Origin of the sequence: Amycolatopsis minnesotensis, assembly GCF_039529815.1 — a bacterium.
Classification (GTDB): Bacteria; Actinomycetota; Actinomycetes; order Mycobacteriales; family Pseudonocardiaceae; genus Amycolatopsis; species Amycolatopsis minnesotensis.
In genome coordinates this window covers 20,569-37,529 of record NZ_BAAANN010000011.1, presented here as the reverse complement: position 1 = coordinate 37,529, position 16,961 = coordinate 20,569, and the positions used below count along the sequence as shown (strand labels likewise).

The 16,961-nt window shown below is 69.7% G+C and carries 22 protein-coding genes; 9 read left to right on the top strand and 13 right to left on the bottom strand.

What is annotated here, in order from left to right; all coding sequences use genetic code 11:
* Nucleotides 1-72: 72 nt before the first annotated feature.
* The 3 genes from ABD256_RS15525 to ABD256_RS15515 all read right to left on the bottom strand — a co-directional run bounded on the left by ABD256_RS15525 (nucleotide 73) and on the right by ABD256_RS15515 (nucleotide 2,775).
* A complete protein-coding gene (locus ABD256_RS15525; RefSeq protein WP_344418258.1) occupies nucleotides 73-1,254 on the bottom strand; it encodes a serine hydrolase domain-containing protein in 1,182 nt (393 codons plus the stop codon).
* Nucleotides 1,255-1,470: 216 nt separating this feature from the next.
* Nucleotides 1,471-1,968 carry a DinB family protein gene (locus ABD256_RS15520; RefSeq protein ID WP_344418256.1) on the bottom strand — a complete coding sequence of 166 codons (498 nt, stop codon included), beginning with the start codon at nucleotides 1,966-1,968 and terminating at the stop codon, nucleotides 1,471-1,473.
* Between the two features lie 294 nt (nucleotides 1,969-2,262).
* Nucleotides 2,263-2,775, bottom strand: a complete 513-nt coding sequence (locus ABD256_RS15515) for a D-alanyl-D-alanine carboxypeptidase family protein (protein ID WP_425546457.1) — start codon at nucleotides 2,773-2,775, stop codon at nucleotides 2,263-2,265.
* Nucleotides 2,776-2,880: 105 nt separating this feature from the next.
* On the opposite strand from ABD256_RS15515, the gene vanR-Sc reads away from it, so the two are divergent.
* Together vanR-Sc and ABD256_RS15505 are read left to right on the top strand one after the other, a co-directional pair.
* Nucleotides 2,881-3,564, top strand: coding sequence for a VanSc-type vancomycin resistance response regulator transcription factor VanR (vanR-Sc, locus tag ABD256_RS15510; protein ID WP_344418252.1), 684 nt, complete (start codon nucleotides 2,881-2,883; stop codon nucleotides 3,562-3,564).
* Entirely contained in the window at nucleotides 3,557-4,720 is a 1,164-nt protein-coding gene (locus ABD256_RS15505) for a sensor histidine kinase (protein ID WP_344418250.1), read from the top strand. The genes vanR-Sc and ABD256_RS15505 overlap by 8 nt, the downstream gene beginning before the upstream one ends.
* Here ABD256_RS15505 and ABD256_RS15500 read toward each other — a convergent pair.
* From ABD256_RS15500 to vanH, 5 genes are read right to left on the bottom strand one after another with little or no spacing between them, the layout of a single operon-like run.
* Nucleotides 4,700-5,236 (bottom strand): GNAT family N-acetyltransferase, encoded by a 537-nt coding sequence (locus ABD256_RS15500; protein ID WP_344418248.1) that lies wholly within the window; start codon nucleotides 5,234-5,236, stop codon nucleotides 4,700-4,702. The two genes, ABD256_RS15505 and ABD256_RS15500, sit on opposite strands and share 21 nt — an antisense overlap.
* The gene (locus ABD256_RS15495) at nucleotides 5,233-5,715 is read right to left on the bottom strand and encodes a GNAT family N-acetyltransferase (RefSeq protein WP_344418246.1); all 483 of its coding nucleotides are present in this window, start codon (nucleotides 5,713-5,715) and stop codon (nucleotides 5,233-5,235) included. The genes ABD256_RS15500 and ABD256_RS15495 overlap by 4 nt, the downstream gene beginning before the upstream one ends.
* Nucleotides 5,716-5,732: 17 nt before the next feature.
* Nucleotides 5,733-6,341, bottom strand: a complete 609-nt coding sequence (vanX, locus tag ABD256_RS15490; protein WP_344418244.1) for a D-Ala-D-Ala dipeptidase VanX — start codon at nucleotides 6,339-6,341, stop codon at nucleotides 5,733-5,735.
* Nucleotides 6,338-7,378, bottom strand: a complete 1,041-nt coding sequence (vanA, locus tag ABD256_RS15485) for a D-alanine--(R)-lactate ligase (protein WP_344418242.1) — start codon at nucleotides 7,376-7,378, stop codon at nucleotides 6,338-6,340. The genes vanX and vanA overlap by 4 nt, the downstream gene beginning before the upstream one ends.
* The gene (gene vanH, locus ABD256_RS15480; protein WP_344418240.1) at nucleotides 7,371-8,423 is read right to left on the bottom strand and encodes a D-lactate dehydrogenase VanH; all 1,053 of its coding nucleotides are present in this window, start codon (nucleotides 8,421-8,423) and stop codon (nucleotides 7,371-7,373) included. The genes vanA and vanH overlap by 8 nt, the downstream gene beginning before the upstream one ends.
* Before the next feature lie 71 nt (nucleotides 8,424-8,494).
* Here vanH and ABD256_RS15475 point away from each other — a divergent pair, with 71 nt between their 5' ends.
* Nucleotides 8,495-8,839 carry a hypothetical protein gene (locus ABD256_RS15475; RefSeq protein WP_344418238.1) on the top strand — a complete coding sequence of 115 codons (345 nt, stop codon included), beginning with the start codon at nucleotides 8,495-8,497 and terminating at the stop codon, nucleotides 8,837-8,839.
* Nucleotides 8,840-8,849: 10 nt separating this feature from the next.
* Here the strand turns inward: ABD256_RS15475 and ABD256_RS15470 are convergent, their stop codons facing one another.
* Complete coding sequence (locus ABD256_RS15470; RefSeq protein WP_344418236.1) at nucleotides 8,850-9,422, bottom strand: TetR/AcrR family transcriptional regulator; 573 nt, start codon at nucleotides 9,420-9,422, stop codon at nucleotides 8,850-8,852.
* A gap of 98 nt (nucleotides 9,423-9,520) precedes the next feature.
* Here ABD256_RS15470 and ABD256_RS15465 point away from each other — a divergent pair, with 98 nt between their 5' ends.
* The 3 genes from ABD256_RS15465 to ABD256_RS15455 all read left to right on the top strand — a co-directional run bounded on the left by ABD256_RS15465 (nucleotide 9,521) and on the right by ABD256_RS15455 (nucleotide 10,634).
* Nucleotides 9,521-9,961: a DUF6463 family protein gene (locus ABD256_RS15465; RefSeq protein WP_344418234.1), complete on the top strand. Its 441-nt coding sequence runs from the start codon at nucleotides 9,521-9,523 to the stop codon at nucleotides 9,959-9,961.
* A 63-nt stretch (nucleotides 9,962-10,024) separates the two neighbouring features.
* The gene (locus tag ABD256_RS15460; RefSeq protein WP_344418232.1) at nucleotides 10,025-10,285 is read left to right on the top strand and encodes a hypothetical protein; all 261 of its coding nucleotides are present in this window, start codon (nucleotides 10,025-10,027) and stop codon (nucleotides 10,283-10,285) included.
* A complete protein-coding gene (locus tag ABD256_RS15455; RefSeq protein ID WP_344418230.1) occupies nucleotides 10,257-10,634 on the top strand; it encodes a hypothetical protein in 378 nt (125 codons plus the stop codon). The genes ABD256_RS15460 and ABD256_RS15455 overlap by 29 nt, the downstream gene beginning before the upstream one ends.
* A 25-nt stretch (nucleotides 10,635-10,659) precedes the next feature.
* Here ABD256_RS15455 and ABD256_RS15450 read toward each other — a convergent pair whose 3' ends face one another.
* Nucleotides 10,660-11,673 carry a HEAT repeat domain-containing protein gene (locus ABD256_RS15450; RefSeq protein WP_344418229.1) on the bottom strand — a complete coding sequence of 338 codons (1,014 nt, stop codon included), beginning with the start codon at nucleotides 11,671-11,673 and terminating at the stop codon, nucleotides 10,660-10,662.
* Complete coding sequence (locus tag ABD256_RS15445; RefSeq protein ID WP_344418227.1) at nucleotides 11,667-12,353, bottom strand: HEAT repeat domain-containing protein; 687 nt, start codon at nucleotides 12,351-12,353, stop codon at nucleotides 11,667-11,669. The genes ABD256_RS15450 and ABD256_RS15445 overlap by 7 nt, the downstream gene beginning before the upstream one ends.
* A gap of 183 nt (nucleotides 12,354-12,536) precedes the next feature.
* On the opposite strand from ABD256_RS15445, the gene ABD256_RS15440 reads away from it, so the two are divergent.
* A complete protein-coding gene (locus ABD256_RS15440; RefSeq protein WP_344418225.1) occupies nucleotides 12,537-12,791 on the top strand; it encodes a hypothetical protein in 255 nt (84 codons plus the stop codon).
* A 15-nt stretch (nucleotides 12,792-12,806) separates the two neighbouring features.
* On the opposite strand, the gene ABD256_RS15435 is transcribed toward ABD256_RS15440, so the two are convergent.
* On the bottom strand, nucleotides 12,807-14,837 hold the full coding sequence (locus ABD256_RS15435) for an ATP-binding protein (protein ID WP_344418223.1): 2,031 nt from the start codon (nucleotides 14,835-14,837) through the stop codon (nucleotides 12,807-12,809).
* Nucleotides 14,838-14,983: 146 nt separating this feature from the next.
* Here ABD256_RS15435 and ABD256_RS15430 point away from each other — a divergent pair, with 146 nt between their 5' ends.
* Together ABD256_RS15430 and ABD256_RS15425 are read left to right on the top strand one after the other, a co-directional pair.
* The gene (locus tag ABD256_RS15430; protein ID WP_344418221.1) at nucleotides 14,984-15,487 is read left to right on the top strand and encodes a hypothetical protein; all 504 of its coding nucleotides are present in this window, start codon (nucleotides 14,984-14,986) and stop codon (nucleotides 15,485-15,487) included.
* Nucleotides 15,484-15,807: a winged helix-turn-helix domain-containing protein gene (locus ABD256_RS15425; protein ID WP_344418219.1), complete on the top strand. Its 324-nt coding sequence runs from the start codon at nucleotides 15,484-15,486 to the stop codon at nucleotides 15,805-15,807. Before ABD256_RS15430 ends, ABD256_RS15425 begins: the two co-directional genes overlap by 4 nt.
* A 7-nt stretch (nucleotides 15,808-15,814) precedes the next feature.
* Here the strand turns inward: ABD256_RS15425 and ABD256_RS15420 are convergent, their stop codons facing one another.
* On the bottom strand, nucleotides 15,815-16,813 hold the full coding sequence (locus ABD256_RS15420) for a TerC family protein (RefSeq protein WP_344418217.1): 999 nt from the start codon (nucleotides 16,811-16,813) through the stop codon (nucleotides 15,815-15,817).
* Between the last annotated feature and the right edge of the window lie 148 nt (nucleotides 16,814-16,961).

Below are 16,961 nucleotides of genomic sequence, written 5' to 3'. Positions count from 1 at the left end.
CTTCCCGGCGAGCGGCCGGAGGGCCAGCGGCGGTGGTTCCCCTGCCGGGAAACCACCGCCGGGCTCACCTCGTCAGCGGATGTCGCAGAGCGCCGTGTCGACCACGTCCACGGCCAGCGGGCGGGTGCCCGCCATTTCCATCGTGTTGGTCACCATCGAGGCGTACCTGCCGTCCTCGGTCACCGCGGTCACCGATGCCCAGCCGGCCGGGCTGAATCCATTGTGGAACCAGGCGACCCCGCCGCACGGCAGCGCGATCTCCTGCAGGCCGAGACCGACTCCCCGGTACTCCGGGATTCCTGGCGTCTGCTGCACCTTCTGCATCTCGGCCAGCGAGGCCGCGGAAACGACCTTGCCGTCCAGCAGTGCCCGGTAGAACTTGGACACGTCCGGCAGCGTCGAGACGACCGCGCCCGCCGAGCCTTCGATCGACGGCTCGCTGAGGAACGGGGCCGAGCCCGTCTCGGTCCAGAAGAAGAACGGTCCGATCCTGCCGCCGGTGTACCCGGGCAGGTACGGGGCGGGTAGCGAGCGGTCGCCCGACGCGGGGTAGGTGGTCTGGGTGAGGCCGAGCGGGGTGATGATCCGGCTGGTGATCGCATCCCGCACCGGCATACCGGTGACCTGCTGGATCAGCAGCCCGTTGATGAGGTAGCCGAGGTTGGAGTAGGCGAGGCCGGCACCGGGCTGGAACGCGGGCGGGAAGTTCTGCAGCCCGACCCGCACCAGGTCGGCGAGTTCCACGCTGCCGTCCGGCTTGACGATCCCGGCGGCCTTCTGGGCGTAGGCGAACACGTTGGGGTCGGGAATGCCCGCGGTGTGCTGGAGCAGTTGCCGGACGGTGATCCTGCTGCCGTCGTAGCCGTTGCCGTCGACCACACCGGGCAGGTAGCGCTCGATCGGCCCGTCCAGCTCGATCTTGCCCTCGTCGACCAGCTGCATGACGACCGCGGCGGTGAAGGTCTTGGTCTGGCTGGCGATCCGGAAGTGGTCGTCGGGCGTGATGGCCCGCACGGGGCCGTTGATCGCCGCGGTCCCCGCCGACAGGTGCCAAGAACCGGCGGCATCGCCCGCGTACACCGCGGCACCGGGGCCCGCCTTCGCCTGGTATCTGCCGAGCACCGCTCTGGTGTCGGAGTGCGTTGGGTCCGGCTGCGCCGGTCGGGCTTCGGCCATGCCGCCGGTCAGCACCGCACCCGCGATGGCGGCGGTCAGCACGGCTGTTACGGAGCGGCGGACACTGGTCCTGCTCACGACGTACCCCTTTTCCTCGTTGTCGCCTTCTGGCGACGCCAGGATGGCAAGTCGCGATGAAGAAGCCGTGAAACGAGAGCACAGGCGCGGTGTCGCGCCCCGTCGGAGGTGCGGTGGCCGGGGGCGCAAGCCGCCCCCTGTGCCGGTGCCGGTACCTCGCGGCCGCCGCCCTCGACTGCCCCTATCCACAATGGACGGTCGAGGGCGGCGGGGGTCTCACGGGTTCGGCCGCGGGTCCGCGTCGATCTGCTCGCGCAGGATGTCGCCGTGTCCCGCGTGCCGCGCGAACTCTTCGATCATGGCGAGCAGGGTCCACCGCATGCTGACCGTTCCTTCACCGGGCATGTCCTTGGTTTCGTCGAGGTCGAAGCGGGCGGCGATCTCCCGTGATCGCCGGCTCGCGCGTTCGAACTCGGCGATCACGTCGGCCAGCGACTCGTCGTCCGTGACGGTGAAGGTGCCCTCGTCCCGCTTCGAGTATCCGTCGCATTCGGACTCGTCGAGGCCGCCCCAGAACCGCTGGAACCAGATCCGTTCGGCGCCCGCGGCGTGCTTGAGCAAGGAGATCGGTGTCGTCAGCGAGGTGACGAGCCGTCGGCGGGCGTCGGCCTCGGAGAGACCGCGCGCGGTCTCGATCAGGGCCTCGCGGTTGCGATCGAGCATGTTCTCGATGACCGTTCGTTCGAGACCGTCGGTGATTCTGGTGGTACTCATGGGCTTTACTCCGTTCTTTGCGTGCGCTCGGCGACAGGGCCGCGGTTCGACGCGGGGTTCGAGGGCAGGGACGAGTACCCCGAAGCTGCAAAGAGCGGGGGACGTCGAGGCGTTCGATGTGCTCACCGCTGTGCGGCGGTGGGAGCGTGTCGATGCGGGCAGACCTGAAACACCGCAGCCGAGATCGGTCGCCGGGCAGAGCCGGTGAAGGCGCCGATGTCGTCAACCTATCGCGTCCTCGACGGTGGGGTCAATGCGGTCGGCGAAGCGGGGCTCGGCCGTGCCGCGCGCCGGTCACCGCCGCATCCTCGGGTCGTGCGTCGGATCGGCGTACATGGGCGGGCAGCCGTGCTCGACGGCTTCGGGGCGCAGTTCGTAGTGCCACGGCTCGTTGCGGTAGATCTGGCACAGCCCGTATCCGGCGCCGTGCTCGGACAGCCACGCCCTCGCAGCGGACGGTCCGATGTCGACAGCCTCCCCGGCCACGTGGGCAGAGGTGCCGGGGGTGGCCACCCACCGGGCAGCTTCGGCTGCCGAGCCGTATTTCGAAATCGCCTCGCGCAACAGCTGTTCCTGGTACTCCGGGGAACGCCAGCCACCGTTGACGAAGATTTCGACCCCGTCGTCCGCGGCGTCGGCCGCCGCTTCGCGCAGGGCGGCGAGCAGATCGGGGTCGAGGTTGGCCACGGCCGGGGTCCCGTCGTCGAAGACCGGCACGGGGTCGGGGACGGCGCCGTGTGCCTTGCCGAGTGCACTCCGGACGGTCGAGGACGCCGTCGATCGGGGGCGACGGGCCGCTGTTCGCACTGGTTCGCGGTAGGGCATGCCGCCAGTCAAGGCAGTGCGGTGTTGCCGGCGCGTATGCGGTTTCCGGTATGCCGACGATATGCGCGGGCTCGTAGCATCGGGACCATGCGCGTGCTGATCGTCGAGGACGAGCCCTACCTGGCCGAGGCCATCCGCGACGGGCTGCGCCTGGAAGCGATCGCCGCCGACATCGCCGGTGACGGCGACACCGCGCTCGAACTGATGAACGTCAACGCCTACGACATCGCCGTCCTCGACCGCGACATTCCCGGGCCGTCCGGTGACGAGATCGCCGAAGGCATCGTCGCCTCCGGCAGCGGGATGCCGATCCTGATGCTCACCGCCGCCGACCGGCTCGACGACAAGGCTTCCGGATTCGAACTCGGCGCCGACGACTACCTCACCAAGCCGTTCGAACTGCAGGAGCTCGTGCTCAGGCTCAGGGCGCTGGACCGCAGGCGCGCGCACAACCGGCCGCCCGTGCGGGAGATCGCGGGCCTGCGGCTGAATCCGTTCCGCCGCGAGGTCTACCGCGACGGCCGGTACGTCGCGCTGACCAGGAAGCAGTTCGCCGTGCTCGAAGTGCTCGTCGCCGCCGAAGGCGGGGTGATCAGCGCCGAGGAGCTGCTGGAACGGGCGTGGGACGAAAACGCCGACCCGTTCACCAACGCCGTGCGCATCACGGTCTCGGCGCTGCGCAAGCGGCTCGGCGAACCCTGGCTCATCGCCACCGTGGCCGGTGTCGGCTACCGCATCGACACCGGATCTGAGCGAGGGGCCCGTGGCTAGGGCACCCGGCCTGAGCGCTCGCCTCAAACTCACCCTCAGCTACGCCGGGTTCATCATGGTCGCGGGTGTCCTGCTGCTCGCGGTCGTCTGGCTGTTCCTGCTGCGGTACGTGCCCGAGGTGATCTTCATCCCGTCGTCGGGCCCGCCCGGCCCACCTGGCGGGCACGGTGCGCCAGGTCCGCCCGGCGGGCACGGCGCGCCCGGCCCGATTTCCGTACCCAACCAGTCCGACCTGGTGCGCGCCTTCGCCCCGAAGGCGATCGCGATGCTGGCGTTCCTGCTGGTGTTCGGCCTCGTCGGAGGATGGATCCTGGCCGGCCGGATGCTCGCGCCCCTGACCCGCATCACCAGCGCCACCCGCCTCGCCGCGACCGGATCGCTCGCCCACCGGATCGAACTGGAGGGCCGCGAAGACGAGTTCCGCGAACTCGCCGACGCCTTCGACACCATGCTCGCGCAGCTCGAAGCACATGACGCCGAACAGCGGAGATTCGCGGCCAACGCCTCCCACGAGCTGCGCACCCCGCTGTCGATCACGCAGGCACTGCTCGACGTGGCCCGCAACGATCCGGACCGCGACACCGGCGAACTCGTCGAGCGCCTCCGCTTCATCAACACCAGGGCGATCGACCTCACCGAAGCGCTGCTCCTGCTCAGCCGCGCCAATCAGCGGTCCTTCAGCCGGGAGCAGGTCGACCTCTCCCTCGCCGCGGAAGAAGCCGCCGAGACGCTCCTCCCCCTCGCCGAAGAACGCGGCATCACCATCGAGACCTCCGGCGACATCGCGCCCACCACCGGCTCGCACGCGCTCCTGCTGCAACTGACCACGAACCTCGTGCACAACGCGATCGTGCACAACCTGCCGGAGGGCGGCACCGTGTGGGTCACCACCAGCGTTCGTCCCGGCACCGTGGCGCTCACGGTCGAGAACACCGGCAAGAAGCTCGCCCCGCACCTGGTTTCCACCCTCGTCGAGCCGTTCCAGCGCGGCACCAAGCGCATCCGCACCGATCACCCCGGGGTCGGCCTCGGTCTGGCCATCGTCAAGAGCATCACCCAGGCACACGACGGAACCCTCACCCTCGCCCCCCGCCCCGCCGGCGGCCTCCGCGTCATGGTGCGGCTACCGGCCGCTTCACCGCCCGCCGGCAAGTGACAGCTCGAAGCCGACCTCGTCCACTCGGGCACCATCGATGTTCTCGACCCGGACTCCCCCTGGCACCGGCGTCCATCCGAGCCTGCCGTAGAACCGTTGGGCGCCATGGTTTCCCGCCAGCACCCACAGCACGGCACGATCGCATCCCCAGCGGCCCAGCACGTCCAGGGCGTGCCGCATCAGCAGCCTGCCGACGCCCCGCCCCTGCGTGTCCGGGTGGACGTGGATCGCGAAGATCTCACCCCGCCCGCCGTCCCGCTGCAGGAAGGCGAATCCTTGCGCGGCGCCGCCGTCCTCGGCCACCAGCAGGGTGTTCGGCCGCGGCGCCCGCGGCAGGTACGCCCGCCACCAGTTCTCCACCGAGTCCGGGGTCATCGCGCCAAGCACGTCGTCCGGCAGCAACCCCCGGTAGGTGGCTCGCCGCGTCGCCAGGTGGACGCGGGCGATCTCGGCGGTGTCCGGCCCGCCGCCGGTCCGGATGCGCGGGAGCCCGTCGCGCTCATGGGCCGTGCTCACGACACCTGCCTGCCGGGCGCGCCCTGGATCTCCTTGCGGTAGGCGTGCGAGGTCTTCGTCCGCTGGTACCCGATTCCCGTGTAGAACGGGTGGGATTCGGTGCGCGCGGCATTCGACCGGACCACGACCACATGCAGGCCGTGCCGCGACGCCCACTGTTCGGCGGCGTTCACCAGAGTGCGGCCGAGGCCGGACCGGCGGGCCGCCGAATCGACCACCAGGCCGGTGATCTCGACGTGTTCGTCCTGTTCCAGGAGCAGCCGCCGCTCGACACCCAGGTAACCGTCGATGCGGGAGTCGTCGGCCGTGACCGCGACCAGCACCTGCCGGGTGGTCGAATCCAGGATGCCCGCCAGCCTGCCGGTCACCGCGTCGAGTTCGCTCGGGTATCCGAGCTGGGCCAGCAGCCGGGTGAGACGCGGAGCGTCGGCGGCACGGATCGGCCGGATCGTCCACGGCTCAGCACGGTCGTCAGGCATGACGCCCCTTCTTGCCACTATGCGATCGGAAAGTCGAAGTAGGTGTCCGGATGAGGTTCGTCCTGCAGCGTGTAGTGCCACCACTCGTGGTCGTACCGGCGGAAACCGCAGGACTCCATGATCGAACAGAGGTATTTCCGGTTCTGCGCTTCGGCCGCGGTGATTCCCGGCGCCCCGTGATGGGACACCGCGTCCATCAGGTCGTGGTCGCCACCCATCGGCGCGAGCTCACCGGTGGCCAGGTCGTAGAGCGTCAGGTCGACGGTGCTGCCCCGGCTGTGGCCCGACTTCTCGGCCACGTACCCTTTTTCGAACATCTCGCCCCGGTCGATGTTCGGGTAGTACCGCTGCTTGTTCCGGCCGTCTTCCGCCTTCTTCGACCAGCGCAGAAAGCACTCCACGGCGCGTTGCGGGCGGTACCCGTCCCAGATGAGCAGCCCGAAGCCGAAGGAGGCGGCTTTTTCGCGGGCGCTCTCCAAGGCCGCGCACAAAGCCCTCGTGCCGACGATCCGATTGGTCAGGTACCCGTCCACCGGCTTGCCGGTGAAGTTGTCCCAGGTGGCGTACTTGGCATCCCAGCGAACGCCGGGCAGGAGCTCGTCCACGAAGACGAAATCTTCCCTCATCGCATTTTTCCCGTCAACGCCAGTGACACCAGCCGATCGAGCACTTCGGCGAAGGGCACCCCGGCGGCCGCCATCATCGGCCGGTATCGGCTGTACGGTGTCATGCCCGGAAAGGTGTTGACCTCGTTGAGCACCACCTTCCCGTCCTCCTTGAGGAACAGGTCCACCCGTGCGAGCCCCCGGCACCCCAAGGCGCGATACACGGCCTTCGCGGTCTCCTGGACGAGCAGGCGCGACTCCGCCGGAATGTCCGCGGGAACGACTATCGTGGCGTTCTCGGAACCGTTTTCCGGATCGCTCTCCTGATGGATCTTGAAGAAGCCGTGGGAGAGCTTTATCCGGTCGACCTCGCCCGCGATCAGCTCCAGGTCGTTCCCCAGTACGGCGCAGCCGATCTCACTGCCGACGACGGCCTCTTCGATCAGCACCTTCGAGTCGTACTGCCGCGCGTCCTCCACCGCGCCCGGCAGTTCTTCCTTCCCGGACACCTTGTTGACGCCGAAGGACGAGCCCGACCGGGCAGGCTTCACGAAGACGGGATAGGTGAGCCCGTCGGGATCGACGTTCTCGTTCGCCGCGACGGTCCGGAAGTTCGGCGTGGCGATTCCCGCACTGCCCGCGACGAGGTAGGTGAGGGACTTGTCCATGCACAGGGCGGAACTTTGGACGTCGCAGCCGGCGTAGGGGATGCCGGAGATCTCCAGCAGGCCCTGCATCGCACCGTCCTCGCCGAGCGTGCCGTGCAGAACGGGAAGCACCACGTCGAGGCCGATCGTTTCGTATCGCCCCTGCTCCAGCACGAGCAGCCCGCGCACGCTCCGGTCCGGCGACAGCGCGACCGGGCGGCAGGCACCGTCTTCCCAGTTTTCTTCAGGGCCGTCGCAGAGCTTCCAGGCGCCGCTCTTCGTGATCCCGATGTAGACCGGTTCGTACTTTTCGGCATCCAGGTGCTTCGCGACCTCGCGCGCGGATTTGACGGAGACAGTGTGCTCTTCGGAACAGCCCCCGAAGATGATTCCGACCTTCACTTTATCCATGCTGGTTTCCGCTTTCGAATTTCAGGCAGTTGGCAATCGAGTTTTCGACGGTGTCGCTCAGGGCGTGGTCCGTGTAGTAGGCGGTGTGCGGGCTGACGATCACGTTGGGCAGTTCCTGCAGCCGCAGCAACTGCTTGCTTTCAACGGGCTCGCTCCGCCGATCCGCGTAAAATATCCCCTCTTCCCCTTCGATGACGTCCAGCGCCGCACCGCCCAGCCTGCCGCTTTCCAACGCCGGAACGAGGGCCTCGGTGTCGAGAAGTGCGCCGCGCCCGGTGTTGACGACGAACGCGCCGTGCTTCAACCGCTCGATGCGCCGCCCGTCGAGCAGGTGGTGCGTATCCGCGTTGAGCGGCGTGTGGAGCGTTACGATGTCGCTCAGCAGCACCAGGTCGTCGAGCGGCACGTAGTCGGCGGAGGCACTGGGACGGGTGTCATGAGCCAGCACGCGGCAGCCGAAGCCCCGCAGCCTGTCCAGCACCGCCGCGCCGATGCGCCCGGTGCCGACCACCCCGACGGTCAGATCGCGCAGTTCCTTTCCGCGCACCTCGGCCAACCGGTAGTCGTGCACGTCCGTGCGGCGGATGACGGATTTCGCGTTTCGCACCACCATCAGCATGAGCATCAGCGTGTAGTCGGCCACGCTGTCGGGCGAGTAGGCGACATTCTCGACGGAGATACCGACACTCGCCGCGTATTTCACGTCGATGTGGTTGTACCCGATGCTTCTCGTCGAGATGTACGCCACACCGGCCTTGCTGAGCGCGAGAAGAGTCGAGTTCGCGATGCGCGTTTTATGGCCGATACTGATGCATCGGATTCCGGATGCCAGTTCGATATTGGCCTCGGACACCGCTTCACCGGTAATGGTCGCCATCACACCGAAGCGAGGCGCCATCTCCCGGAAGAGGACGGCCTCGTCCGGCCCGCAGCCGTAGATCGCGATTCTCGTCGTCCGGACGGCCAGGGAGGACGCGGACGCCGGCGATCGGCCGGGACGGGCCGCCGTGCGAGCTGGTTCGCCGTGGATCATGCCGCCAGTCAAGTCGGCACGGTGTTGCCGGCACGTATCCGATTTTCGATATGCCGACGATATGTTACCGCCCAGTAACACAGGTGGCTGGCACGCGATTCGCACCGCACGACGGCCGCTGCCCCGATTACGGCGCCGCGGGCGCCAAGCAGTTCCCGGACATCGTGCGCACCCGGTTCCACCGCGGCCCGATCGTCCACACCAGCCAGAGCTTCCTGACCGGCCGCGAGGTGGACAGCAGGGTCTTCGCGGGCGGCACCGTGCCGTGGGCGGTCAACTACGACCGGGCCCCGCCGGCTGGCAGCGCTGGACCCGCTGGCAGCACACGGACAAGACCAAGGTCGCCGGGGTGCCCATCCCGGTCGACGCGAACCGCTTCGGCGGCGACCAGGGCTGCGCCGGACAAGCTCGCACTGCGCGCTGAATAGCCCGCCGGGGTCACCGGCCGGGACCGTCCGACGGCCGGTCGAGGATGAGGCCGGCGGCGCGGGCGAGGACCTGGGCGCGGGTGGAGCCGGGGTGGTCGGCGGCGAGGAAGTGGCTGCCGATCGCCGCGCAGAAGGCAAGCAGGCTGCGGGCTTCGACCTCGTCGGGATCGTCGCAGAAGGTGCTGATCGCGTCGCGGGAGAGCTGCATGCGCCGGTTGTCCACGTGGCGCAGGCGTTCGGCGACGGCGTGGTCGCGGCGGGCCCAGTCGCGGACGGCGAGGTCGATGGGGAGCAGGCGGTCGCCGGAGAAGGTGAGCCGCCCGGCGAGCTGGACCTTGTCCAGCGCGTCGCCGCCCTCTCGTTCGATCCGGGCGAGGACGTCGTCGACGCTCTCCCGCTCCCAGGCGTCCAGCATTTCGTCCAGCAGCGCGCCGCGGTCGGCGAAGTAGCCGTAGAACCCGCCCTTGGTCACGCCGAGCTTCTTGGCGAGCGCCTCGACGCGCACGGCATCCACGCCGCCTTCGGCCAGCGCCCGCAGCCCCTCCTCGACCCACTTCTCGCGCGGCGTCCGCAATGCACCCATGCTGTGGCCCACTTCACTCTCTCGACTCATTGTACGGTGCCGTATAACCGGTCTAACCTCGCTCTATACGGCATCGTATAACGCTTCGGGAGGCAGTGATGATCAAATGGGCCGGCTGGCTCATGGTGTTGTTCGGGGCCGCGCACACGATCGGCGCCCTGACACTGGAGAAGGCCGCGCAGTACGTCGGCGGCTGGTTCAGCGGGGCTCTGTGGGGAGACGACCTCGCCGCCATGAGCCCGGCGAACAGTGCCTACTGGCTGAGCCTGGCCAGCTTCGGCGTGCCACTCGTCGTGGCCGGGCTGACGGTGCTGTGGCTGGATCGCCGCGGCATCACGCCACCCGCGTTCATCGGCTGGCTCCTCGGTGGCTGGGCAGTACTCGGCGCCGTGATCCTCGAACCGGCGCCCTGGCCGATCATCCTGGTCGCGAACGTCCTGCTGCTGGCCGGAATCCGGCGCGCGACCACCCGCGACCGGATGGCAGCCGAGAACGCTACTGGTTCTTCTTCCGTGCAGATCACCAGCTCGGCTTCGTAGTCACCGGCGTAGGTGGCGAAAGAGGCGCCGATCGTGCCGGTGACCCAGTAGGCGGTGACCCAGGTGAGGAGTTCGTCCGTGGTGAAGGCGGACTCGCCGGACCAGGACTCCAGCTTCTCGACGATCCACGCCGCGAGCCCGGCGGGCGAGTCGCCGAGCGCGACAGCGAGCGTGTTCGGCCGCGTCGGGTGCGAGCGTGGCCGGGTCCGCCGTGAACGCGTGTTGCGGGGCAACGTTCGTCGGGTGCAGGGCGGCCACCCGGCCCGGGTGCTCGGCCGCGAGGAGTTCCGCGACGGTGCCACCCACATCGCCGCCGGACGGTGAGCGGGGCCGCGAACGGGAAGCCCGGCAGCGCGGGAACCACCACGTGCAGGTCCGCGAGCAACGGCAGGACGCGCTCGAACCGCAGCACCGAGTCCGGCCAGCCGTGCAGCAGCCCGCGGAGCGCTGGTGGACGATCCGCTCGTCGTGCTGCAACGCGCGTCCGGCGAACGCCCGGAGGCGGCGGAGGCGCTGGCCGCCTTCCTCGACACGAACTCGCTGGAGCCGCCGTGATGACGCCTTCGGGCTCGGCGTCTCGACCCGTCGCCGGGTGCTGCGTTCCGAACTCGGCGACCCCGCTGATCTCCGGGAATGGCTCAGCACCACCATCCAGCGCCTCGCCGACGGGTGAGGGCGGCAGCGAAACGCCCTTCGGTTCAGTCGCGGGAACGCTCTTCGAGCACTCTCGCGAGTGCCGAGGCGATGAGGGCGACCGACCGGTCATCGTCGTGGGCCAAGTCCCGCAGGACGTCCACCGCGATGCTCGCCGGCATCTCGGCGAGCGCCTGGGTCAGGCGTATCCGCACCGCGGGATCCGCGGTGTGCGCGGCGAGTTCGCCGCGCAGCGCGGTCATGATCTCCTCCGCGCGCACGGGGTCCCGTGACAGGGTTCCCAGCACCTCGGCCGCTTCGACGTCGTTCGTGCCCTCGACCACCATGCCGACGAGCGCCGGCACGGCCGCGGTGGCGCCGCGCGCGCCCAGTGCCAGCGCCGCGGGCCCGCGCACCGTCGCGTCCGGGTCACCGAGCGCCTCCGCGAGCACCGCGGACGCCTCGTCACCGGACATCCCGGCGATCGCCAGTACCGCGCGCCGCCGGACGGCGACGTCCTCCGAACGCACACCGGCCGCCACGCTCGCGACACCGTCACCGCCCGCTCGCGCCAGCGCCCACCGCAGGGCGCCTGCGACGTTCGGATCGGCTTCGGCGAGGACCGCCTCGGCCAGCAGTTCGGCGGGAACCGGCACGTCCTCGCCAGGGGCGAGGACGGTTTGCTGCCGCCGCGCGGGACTGGGCGAGCTGAGCCCGTGCAGGAGCTCGACGATGCGCAGGACGTCCTCCCAGCCGAAGGGCGCCGAGGCATCGACCGCGCGGAGCCGTTCGAGCAACTCCTGCTCCCGCTTCACCCGGTCCTCGGTCCGCCGGATGAGGTCACCGACCAATGTGGACGGTGCGAAGGCGGGGTCCGCCAGCGCGCGCCCGATCTGCCGCAGCGACAGTCCCAGCGACCGCAGGCTTTCCACGTGGAAGATCCGGCGGATGTCCTCGTCGGAGTACTCGCGGTAGCCGCCGACGGTGCGGCCGGTCGGGCGCACCAGCCCGAGGGAGTCGTAGTGCCGGAGCATCCGGGTGCTCACCCCCGAGCGGTGCGCCACCTCGCCGATCAGCACGCCGATCCTCCCGTTCGTTCCGGGCCGAGCGCGACGATCCGCTTCGCCTCGTCGAAGGCCGAGTCGAAACCGGCATCCGGGTCGTGCAGCAGCCGCTCGGTGGCGCGGGCGTGCGCGCGCACCACCGGGTCGGCATTCGCCAGTCCCGTCCGCAGTGCGGGTTCGATCACGTCTCCGAGTGCGACGAGCGCCCGGCTGAGGCTCAGCCGCACGGCCCGGTCACCGCGACCGAGCTGTGCGACCAGGTCCGCGGCCAGCCCTTCCCGTTCCCCGGCTGGCACGAGGACGACGGCGGCACGCCACGCGCTTCGCGCGACCTCGTCGTCGGTGTCGTGCAGCAGCGACCGTGTGATCGCGGGCCACGCGGTCCCGTCCCCGATCTTGGACAGCGTGTGCAGCGCCTGGCTCCTGGCCTGGGCGTGCTCGGAACGAAGCTCCGCGCGCAGCCTTGGCACGGTGACCTCCGCCGGGAGGCGCGTCAGTGCCCAGGTGAGCATGTCGCGCACGAAGAAGTCCGGCTCGATCGCGCACCGCGCCACGAGCGCGTCGGCGAGGCCGGGGTCGGGGCGCGTGCCTGCCGCCAGCGCGGCCTTGAGCCGCGTCGACGAGTTCCCGGCACCCAGGGCGCCGAGCAGGCGCGTGTCCGGTGCAGTCCGGTGTGGCGAGTTGATGGGAACCACCTCCTGCGCCCAGTGAAGACCTTGTCACAGTGTCAACGTCAAGGTCACAGTTTCCACCGCGAGTGACGCACGCGCCGGGCGGGCGATTTTGGCTACACTCGATCACGTCACGACCTCAAGGGGTGGTGGCCGTACTCGCCGAAGTACGCACGAGGCGACCACATCTGGCCCGGGAGGCACTGCGTGCACGACCACAGCGGTATTACCCGCGCGGAAACGCCGAAGGTCGGCGTCAAGGTCGTCTACAACGGAAGCCAGCTCGATCAGCGCGGGCAGGTCTTCACGATCGAGGCAGCGCCCTGCTGCGCGCGGTGCGCGAGCCTCGACGACCGCGCCTCGCAGGGAACGCGAATCCTGCTGGCCAGGGCCAGCGGGATCGGCACGGTCCGGATGCGCCACGTCCGGTTCGCGAGCGTCATCATCGACCCGCTGAGCTGAGCGGCACGGCGCACCCTAGGCGCGGCTGTTCCAGAGCGCGTCGCAAAGGTGGTTCAGGCCGGCGCGAAGGTGGCGCCGGTAGGTGCCGAACGGGATGCCGAGGCGGGTCGCCGCCGCTTCCTGGGTGGTGGTGCGGTCCAGGTAGGTGGCTCGTACCGCGCGCTGCTGGCCGAGCCGGCGCGGCTCCTCGCCGAGGGCTTCAGCCGCGGCGAACACCGCATCGCGCAAGGCATCGACATCGCCGTACACCCGTACCAGCGGACTCGCGGCGGCGACGTCGTCGTCGTGCCAGTCGCGCAGCAGCTGCTTGACCGCGGTGTCGAAAACCTCGCGGGACATCGGCAAAGCGGTGTCGCGCGAAGTCGCCGGGGGCTTCGCCGAGCCGATCGCGGGCACGACCCGCTCCAGGTGCTCCGCCAGCGGGACCTCCCGCCAATCGTGCACGAACATCCCCCAGCCCCCGTCGCCGAGTTCCGGCACCGGGCGGAGCAGATGGAAGTCGAACGCCCCGACCATCGCGCCGAAGGATTCGGCGTCCGGCAACACCATGAAGCTGACCGCGAGGCCGTTGTGCTGCTGGATCGACTCCGTCGAGATGCGCGTGGCGTGCAGGTTCGCCCCGGTCACGTACCGGTCGGCGGCGGGCATCGGCACCAGGAACCTGGCGACGCCGGCGTACTCCCCGGCGCGCATCGCGGTGGCGCGTTCGAGGTACTCCGCGACCGGAGCGAGCGCGGGATCGCCGGTCAGGTCATCGGTGTCCGGGTGCAGGCGCAGCCAGGCGAAGAAGGCCACCGGTTCCAGGTCGCCCGCCCGGCAGTAGACGGAGAACGCGCCGGGCTGGCGATCGAGCCAGCGGGCCACCAGCCGGACGTGCTCGTCGCCCTGGTCCTCGTGCGCCAGGCGCAGCACCTTCTCCCGCATCCCCGGCGCGTACTCCCGTTCGAACAGCGTTTCGAGGTGCGTGTCGTACATTTCCGCGTGCGAGGAACTGGCGTAGCGGTTCAGGTACAGCAGTTCCGACACCGCCACGGCGGCGGCTTTGCCGGTCGCGGCCTGTGCGCGTGCGCAGAGATGGCGCCACAGGCTGAGGTGCAGCTCGGCGTAGGCGGCGGGATCGCGCCACTGGAACGAAGAGTCGAGCACGTCGCGCACCAGCTCGTGCGCGACCAGCCCGTGCGGGCCGGGCTCCAGGTAGGGCAACCCGCTGAGCCAGTCGAACACGACGAGGGCGTCCTGCTCGGCCAGGCCGGTGCGCAGCAGGTCGACGGTGACGTGGCGCGCGTGCCCGCACACCCGCAACCCGTACACGTGCGCGGCCGAGGGCACCCGATCGATCAGCCTGGCCAGCAACGTCTCGATGACGTCGGGGCCCGGCTCCCACTCGGTGTCGTCGCCGGGGGTGCCCGCACCCGCTGCCTCGGCGGCAAGGCACAGCGCCAGCGGGTGCCCGCCCGCGAACTCGTTCACCCTCGATCGCAGCGCGCTCGACACCCCGCGCTCCTCCAGCAGCGCGACCGCGTCCTCCGCGGTCAACGGCTCCAGCGCGATGGACCGCACGAGATGGCGCCACCCCGGATCCAGGGTCCACTGCGGCTGCGGGCGCCGCCGCCCGGCCACGACGACCACGGCGTCCTCCGGCACCGTCATCAGGAAGTCCTCGCGCAGCCAGGTTTCCAGCGCCTGGCAGTGCTCGAACCCGTCGACCAGCAGCACCGGCCGGTCCATCGCGCGCACCGCCGCCGCCTGCTCCGCGAAGGTGGCGGCGGAGGCGAGCACGTACTCACCGTCCACTCGCACCACGGTGCGCCCGGACTCTTCGGCGTCGTCGGCCAGCCGCCGCAGCAACGCCGACTTCCCGATCCCGCCGGGGCCGTGCACCAGCAGCACCCGGGCGCAGTCCCGGTCGCCGCGCATGGCCGCGGCGAAAACGCGGCGCTGCTCGCCCCGCCCGACGAAACCCTCGGAACGGAAATCCCGGACCTGATCGGCCATCGAACGCCGCCACGGCGCGCCGACGGGCAGCCTGCGAACCACGTCGTTCACGCCAACGCCACCCACTTCGCCCGCACGAGTCCCACATCGACACGCTAGGGCACATCCCGAGGGACCCACTCGTCGACCTCTACTTGACCGGTCGGAAAGTAGTATCTACTTTCTAGGTAGGCAACTAGTCAGGAGGAGATGAGGTCGTGAACGAACGAGACGAGCGGTCGCAAGCCGCCGAGGCACTGGCGACGGTGCGCACCCAGCAGGAACGGACCCGGCGCGCGGCGCGGCTGCCCTGGTGGGCCTCTCTGGCGGTGTTCGTGCTGTGCGCCGGCGCCACGGCGGCCAACGACTTCGTCACCGTGAGCGGCGCGAAGATGGTCGCGCTGGTGATCGTGGCAGTGCTGGTCGTCACACTGGCCGTCACCTTCGCGAGCGGGTCCGCTCCGCTGAACCGGCTCCGCGGGGTGCGGCCGCGGGAGGCGTTCGAACCGAGGGCCTTCGGCGCGGTGGCGGCCGTCGGCGGGGTGGGCGCATGGCTCATCTTCCAGTACGGCACCGAGTTCACGCACGACATCGCGAACGCGGCCGGCCTGCCGCAGTACCCCAACACGGTGGCGGGCGTCCTCTACGGCGCCGCCTTCACCGCGCTGTTCGCGCTGGGCCGGTTCCTGCTCGCGAAGTCCCAGCGGGGGCAGACCGGATGACCAGCGCTCCCCCGCCCGGCCACACCCCCGGCCTCGACCGGCTCCTGTCCGACCCGACCAGGCTGGCGATCATGTCCGCGCTGTCCGAAGTGGACTGGTGCGATTTCGCGTTCCTGCGAAAGGCCGTCTCGCTGTCGGACTCCGCGCTGTCCAAGCAGTTGACCACCCTCCGCAACGACGAGTACGTCGAGCAGCAGCGGAAGTACTCCGGCCGGGTGCCCAAGACGACGGTGCGGGCCACCGACGACGGCCGTGCCCGCTTCCTCGGGCACGTGAGGGCCTTGCAGGCGATCGTCGAGCGGACTCCCCGCCCCACCTAGCCCCCGGTCAGCCGTCGTCACCGTCGTGGTGGGAGCGCAGGGATCCGGGGTGGGCCCTGGCCTCGGGTTCCCGGCCGCTCTTGATCAGGCTCGCCACGGTGACCACCAGGAGGATCCCGATGATCACACCGAGGCTGACCGGGGTCGGGATCTCCGGCACGGCGGGATCGATGTCCACGTGCGCCCAGTGCAGGATCAGCTTCACGCCGATGAACGCCAGGATCAGCGCCAGCCCGGCGGACAGGTACACCAGCCGGTCCAGCAAGCCCTTCACCAGGAAGAACAGCGCGCGCAACCCGAGCAGGGCGAACGCGTTCGCGGCGAACACGATGTAGGGCTCCTCGGTGACCCCGAACACGGCGGGGATCGAGTCCAGCGCGAACAGCAGGTCGACCCCGCCGATGGCCACCAGCACCACGAACAGCGGCGTGACCATCCGGCGTCCGTCCACTTTGGCGACCAGCCTGCCGCCGACGTACTCCTCGGTGGTCGGCAGCAACCGGCGCGCGACCCTGACCACCACGTTGTTCTCCACGTCGGGATCCTCGTCCCGGTGCCGGAAGAGCTGCACCGCGGTGAAGATCAGCACCAGCCCGAAGATCAGGAACATGAACGTGAACAACGACAGCAGGGTCGCGCCCACCGCGATGAACGCCGCGCGCATGACCAGCGCCAGCATGATCCCGAACGTCAGCACCTTGTGCTGGTGCTTCTCCGGTACCGCGAACGTGGTCATGATGATCACGAACACGAACAGGTTGTCGACCGACAGGCTCTTCTCGACGATGTACCCCGCGAAGTACTCGGCACCGGCCCCTCCCCCGTACCGCATCGCGAACCACACCCCGAACCCGACCGCGACCAGGATGTAGAACACCGACCACGCGGTCGCCTCCGCGAACCCGACCCGGTGCGGGCGCACCGCCGCCAGCACCAGGTCGACGGCGAGCAGAACGAGGATGAACCCGACCGTCACCACCCAGGTGACAACACTGATCTCGAGCATGCGCACTCCGGGGAGGTCGGATCGGACGGCTTGACCACCACCTTACGGACGCCACCCGGCTCGGCCACTCGGTCCGAAGTGGAGACAGCAGCGGCTCCGGTCCGGAACCGCCCCCGTTCGGCGGTAGAGGCAGGACTACCGAATTCCC